The following is a 4,997-nucleotide window of genomic DNA, read 5'->3' on the forward strand; positions in this document are numbered from 1 at the left end:
CTTCACCGGCGCGATGGACACGCCGGAAAGCCTCGGCGAGGCCTATCACTTGCTGCAGGCGAAGGCGGATGTGAACTATTGGACCGGCCGCGCGCTGACGGCGCTCGGACACACGGACCAAGCCCGCGAGCATTTCATGCTCTCGGCGGCGGAAGCCGGCGATTTCTCCGAAATGGCGGTCACGGCGCACAGTCTGCTGAGCTACTTCCGTGGTCTTTCGCTGCGGGAACTCGGCCGCGGGGAAGAGGCCCGCGCCCTGTTTGCCGACCTCAAGACCTTTGCCGAAACCAAGCTCAAGGAAACCGCCCGGATCGACTATTTCGCCACCTCGCTTCCGAACCTGTTGGTTTTCGAGGAGGACCTCCAGGCACGGCGCGACGCGGAGAACCATCTTCTGCTAGCGTTCGCGCTTCACGGACTCGGTGAGGCGACCGCGGCTCGCGGCGCTTTGGAGAAGACCCTCGCCTTCAACCATGCCGACCAACGGGCAATGGACCTGCAGCGCGAATTGTCATCCGGCCCGACATGCAAGTGAAAGGATCGATTGCGCCAAATCAGCGCATGACACGAACCCGGTAGAACCGGGCCATCACGTTGGCCGTGACAGGATCGTGGATCAGCACGATTCCGTCCGTTGGGCGGCTGAGATCCGGGGCGAGCACCGTCCGGCCGGCGGCGGGATAGTCACCGTCACTTTCCTTGAAGAAGGCGGTGGTCCCGGTGCGCCGCCAACCACTTTGACGCTGTAGGCCTTGTCGATCGGATGACTTTCCTTTGCGTTTTCGGGAAACCGTGGTTTTCTCCCCCAGACAAAAACCACCGGCCCCTGCGGGCCGATGGCTTGAGTTCCCAAGCCGCTGTTCTGATTTTGTTCTCTTCCAGGAGTGAATCAGCAAGCGGCTTCTTCATTTCCAGCGGGCGGGCCGCCGCCCGCCTTGGAGCGCCGGGTCAGGCCGCTGTTGCGCTCGCTTTTCGGGATGAATCCCATCGAGCGATACAGCGGACTGTCCTCGCCATGGTCCGGGTGGCTGCGCACGCCGTGGGTGACGAGGATAAGCAGCTTGTTGAGCCGCGACTCCTCTTCATCACGCGCTTTTTGCGCGGCCAACCGGGCGAGGGCCAGATCGGCTAGCCGATCTGCTCCATGCGGAACTTGATGGCCTCCAGCGGAGTGGGGCGGGCGACGGCTTGGTATTCATTCTCATAGTTCTCGATCAGGACTGCCAGGACCTCCATTTGGTCCTGTTGTTTCTCCGTCAGGCTGTCACCTCGCGAAGCCAGGCGGTCGAAGCGGGAGAGCGCTTCGGGAGCTTTGCAATGACCCTGGATCGCTCCGCGGATGCCTGCGGACGCATGTCGGGAACCGCGCGACATCATGCACGGCCCGTTGTGCAAGAGGTAACGCGGTCCCGACATCGCGCACCGACCGCGATTGACGCGCCCCTTAAGGAGGCACCACACTCGTGGGGTGCAGGCGGCTGCGAAGCCATTGAAAAGCGCGAAGCTCTTCCCAATGACCCTCATCCCCCCTCCGCCAAGAGCGACGCCGCTCCCCCTCTTATGAAATCACCCGCAGTTCACACCCCGCTTCTCTCCCTCATCGCCTCGGCATTCCTCGCCGCCGTCGGCTTCGCGGCGGAACCGCTGGTCACGCTTCGCGACTGCAAATTCATCCCCACCGACTGGGCGGACGGCGACAGCTTCGAGATCCAGACGGCCGACGGAGTTCACCACACCATCCGCCTTTATGGCGCTGACTGCGTCGAGTGGCACGTCACCGACGAGAACGACGCCCGCCGACTGCGTGAACAAAGGCGCTATTTCGGAATCGCAGAGTTCGGCGGCTCGCCGCAAGCATCCATCGAAGCCGCCAAAGCCGCCGGCAAGAGCGCCGCCGCAGAGACCGCCCGCGCGCTTGCCCGCCCATTCACCGTCCACACCGCCTTCGCCGATGCCCGGGGCGACGGTAAACACAAGCGGATCTACGCGTTTGTCACCACCGCTGACGGCCAGGACATGACCGAACACTTGGTCAAAATGGGCCTCGCACGCGCTTTCGGCGTCTATCGCGAAACGCCTGCTGCCAAGTCAGCGAAGGATTATCAGGAAAATCTCCGCGATGCGGAACTCATCGCCGCCAAGGCCGCTGCCGGTGCCTGGGCCAAAACCAACTGGGACAAGCTCTCCGCCGAACGTCAGGAACAGCGGAAGGAGGACTCGGAACTCACCCTCGCCGCGGGAACCGGCAAATCTTCCGAGGTCTTCAAAATCAATCCCAACACCGCCGCCCGTGACGAACTGATGAAGCTCCCCGGCGTCGGTGAGGTCACTGCCAACCGGATCATCGGCGGCCGTCCCTACAAAAAAGCGGCCGATCTCCTCAAGGTGGAGGGCTTCGGACCGAAATCCCTGGAGCGGCTCACGCCGTATCTTCTGCTCCCTTAGAAAAGGGCCATGTCCGGACGGTTCTATCACGATTACGACTGTCAACGCGACGGGCTCGCCGTCATGAGTGACAAGCCCTTGATCTGGGCCGACGACGGCTGGTCGAGGGTTAGATGGCAGACGTGGTGCGCATTCCTACGCGTTGCGCCACCAGCACGCGCAGCGGTATTGTGCCTTGGATTTGTGGTCAGCCATCGATTGGAATGGCCCTCGCCGATCATCCCCATATGATCGGAGCAATGAAGGAAATCACAGCCTCCGACCTGAAGACCATCCTTCATTCCAAGCGCGCCCATATTTACTATCTGGAACACTGCCGGATCCTGGTGAACGGCGGGCGGGTTGAGTATCTGCCCTGAACGTCACTCGCTGAAGCAAGTCGCTCAGCGCGCTGGTGGATTTCTTGGATTGAAGATCTGCGAGCGCCTTTGCATGCCCCGAGGCACGGAAGGCGAGAAGTCCGATTCCCGCTCCGGCCAGCAAAACGAGGATTGCCGCCGCGGTGGTGGCGATCATTCGGGCACGGCGGGCAGATCGGCCCCGCTCGATGGTTTGCGAGAGTTGGGCGCGGGTGGAGTCGATCCGCGAGCGTGGGCCGGCGGGAATCTCGCCGCGCAGTTCTTCGATTTGCCGCCACATGCGGACCAGGTTCTCCAACAAAGGACCGGCAAAGTCCAGAGTGAGTCCCAAGGGCGTCACCGCACGGTTCTCCGCCTCGTCCGCGATCAGCGACATTTCCGCCACCAACTGGTTCACCCGGCCGACGCGCTCGGCCTCGGCCCGATGTTTGGCGAGTTGTGCGCTCATGGAATTGGACCGCCCTGTCATTTGCGTCGCGTTCCCGGTGGGATCATGGGCGTCGAATAGCAGGGAAAACTCGCCGTGCGACACCGCCGCATGACGCCAGTTTCCTGAATCAAGCTCCTCCTCCGCCTTCCGCATCAATTCCGGCATCCGCCGCAGCGCCTCTTCCCGCCGCCGGCGTTGGCGGATCTCCGCGACAATCTCCGGGATGGTGACCTTCCGCACCACCTTCTTGAAGTGCTGGCCATACTCGGAGGCCATGGCGGCAAGCGACTCCGTTCCGGCAAGATCGCGGGCGCGTAGGTAGTCCTCCACAGCGGCGACCAGCGGAATTCCGGATTTCTGGAGCATGGCCTCCGCCGCCTTGAAGCTGTCTCGCTCGTGCGGCTTGAGGTCAGTGACGTGCTGCATTCCGACCTGAATTCGCTGCGCCACGAACAACGCCTCTTTCTTCGCGTCCTCCAGAGAATTGAAGACCTTCCGCTCTCTCCGTCCATCCCGGTAAAAGCTCAGCGTGTAACGGACCCGGCCCTTGGATTCCGTCTGGTAAATCGGCACCACGGCAGACCCGGCTTTCACCTTGAGAAACGGACCTTGTTTCTTCTTGCCTCTGGAACGCCTTGTCTTTGAGAGGATTGCAGAGTCCGATCCGACGTTTGTCACCAATTTGTCACCACCCTCGTTCATGGGGTAGTGGGGGCTGTCAACTGGGCGGGGATTCTACCCCGTAACCCGTTGATAATGAAATGGTGCGCGCGACAGGACTCGAACCTGAACAGGGTTGCCCCCACTAGAACCTGAATGGGGATAAATCGTTGAATATCATGAGGTTGCATACCGTTAAGTGCTTAGGATTGCCCAGTATTTCCAAATGGGGCAACTTAGATTGGAGCAAGTTTGAGCACTATCGGGAAGGTGTTTTGTCACCATTTGTCACCAAGCATCAATGACTTATGGTAAATACGAGCACCGCGTGAAGGTTTAGCACCGCGCCAGATTCCCAACTAGATTTCCCGTTCTACTCCCCTCACCCGTTGACATGGAAACACCGGGCATGGACACGCACCCATCTTCGCCGCGCACCGAACTCGACCTGATCACCGAACAGGAACTCGCCCGCCATCTGAAAATCTGTCGCCGCCAACTCTACAACTGGCGCGTAAGTGGGCTGATCCCGTATTTCAAGCTGGGCAAGGCCGTCCGATTCCGGGTGGCGGATGTGGCGGCGGCGATTGAGCGGATGCGGGTTGGGTGATCTCAGGCCATCCCATTCACCGCAAAATCATCGAAAAACTCATCATCCACCAAATATGTCGGACGGAGTCCTAGCTGGAGTTCTTCCATGAGCCGGACGAGCTGGTCTCCGTTGATCAGTTCAATTGGCTTGAGTCCCTTTTCCTGTGCCATCTTGATGGCGTCAGAGGTGAAATATCCTGTGGTGATGAGAATGCCTTTGTCGGCGCTGGATGGAATACTGCCACGAAATGTCGAAATATGGCTGGACGTCACGGCTTCCGCATAGCGTTTGCACTGAAAAACAACCCTGAAACTCATGAAGGAATTTAGTTTCAGTAGCCCCTCACCATCAATTCCCTTGTCTTTCGGGCCACCAGTAACCTCGACGGAAGAGGATTTTTTTTCGTTAAAATGTTAAAATCGATTGGTGCTGGTTGATCGGGCGATGTTCCGACATCGCCTGTTTGAACAAACGTTTCAAATCAACCAACACCATGAGTAAACAGACAGGG

At 59.8% G+C, this 4,997-nt stretch carries 6 protein-coding genes and 2 pseudogenes; 4 read left to right on the forward strand and 4 right to left on the reverse strand.

Annotated features, from left to right (window positions below; genetic code table 11):
• Positions 1-535 (forward strand): tetratricopeptide repeat protein (locus AC4DF4_RS17840; RefSeq protein ID WP_490049457.1); only part of this gene is annotated, 535 nt, incomplete at its 5' end.
• 19 nt (positions 536-554) lie between these two features.
• On the opposite strand, the gene AC4DF4_RS17845 is transcribed toward AC4DF4_RS17840, so the two are convergent.
• The 3 genes from AC4DF4_RS17845 to AC4DF4_RS17855 are packed head-to-tail and all read right to left on the reverse strand — an operon-like array spanning position 555 to position 1,416.
• On the reverse strand, positions 555-896 hold the full coding sequence (locus tag AC4DF4_RS17845; RefSeq protein ID WP_490049458.1) for a hypothetical protein: 342 nt from the start codon (positions 894-896) through the stop codon (positions 555-557).
• A complete protein-coding gene (locus tag AC4DF4_RS17850; protein WP_490049459.1) occupies positions 890-1,108 on the reverse strand; it encodes a hypothetical protein in 219 nt (72 codons plus the stop codon). The genes AC4DF4_RS17845 and AC4DF4_RS17850 overlap by 7 nt, the downstream gene beginning before the upstream one ends.
• A gap of 20 nt (positions 1,109-1,128) precedes the next feature.
• A complete protein-coding gene (locus tag AC4DF4_RS17855) occupies positions 1,129-1,416 on the reverse strand; it encodes a hypothetical protein (protein WP_490049460.1) in 288 nt (95 codons plus the stop codon).
• 144 nt (positions 1,417-1,560) lie between these two features.
• Here AC4DF4_RS17855 and AC4DF4_RS17860 point away from each other — a divergent pair, with 144 nt between their 5' ends.
• The 3 genes and pseudogenes from AC4DF4_RS17860 (at position 1,561) to AC4DF4_RS17870 (ending at position 4,504) form a co-directional block, all read left to right on the forward strand.
• Positions 1,561-2,445, forward strand: a complete 885-nt coding sequence (locus AC4DF4_RS17860) for a helix-hairpin-helix domain-containing protein (RefSeq protein ID WP_490049461.1) — start codon at positions 1,561-1,563, stop codon at positions 2,443-2,445.
• A gap of 239 nt (positions 2,446-2,684) precedes the next feature.
• Positions 2,685-2,798, forward strand: a pseudogene (locus tag AC4DF4_RS17865) (type I-F CRISPR-associated endonuclease Cas1f); the annotation flags it as partial.
• Positions 2,799-4,288: 1,490 nt separating this feature from the next.
• Complete coding sequence (locus AC4DF4_RS17870) at positions 4,289-4,504, forward strand: helix-turn-helix domain-containing protein (protein ID WP_490049462.1); 216 nt, start codon at positions 4,289-4,291, stop codon at positions 4,502-4,504.
• 2 nt (positions 4,505-4,506) lie between these two features.
• Here AC4DF4_RS17870 and AC4DF4_RS17875 read toward each other — a convergent pair.
• Positions 4,507-4,866: pseudogene (locus AC4DF4_RS17875) on the reverse strand (restriction endonuclease); the annotation flags it as partial.
• Positions 4,867-4,997: the final 131 nt, after the last annotated feature.

It is taken from the genome of Luteolibacter sp. (genome assembly GCF_058122085.1).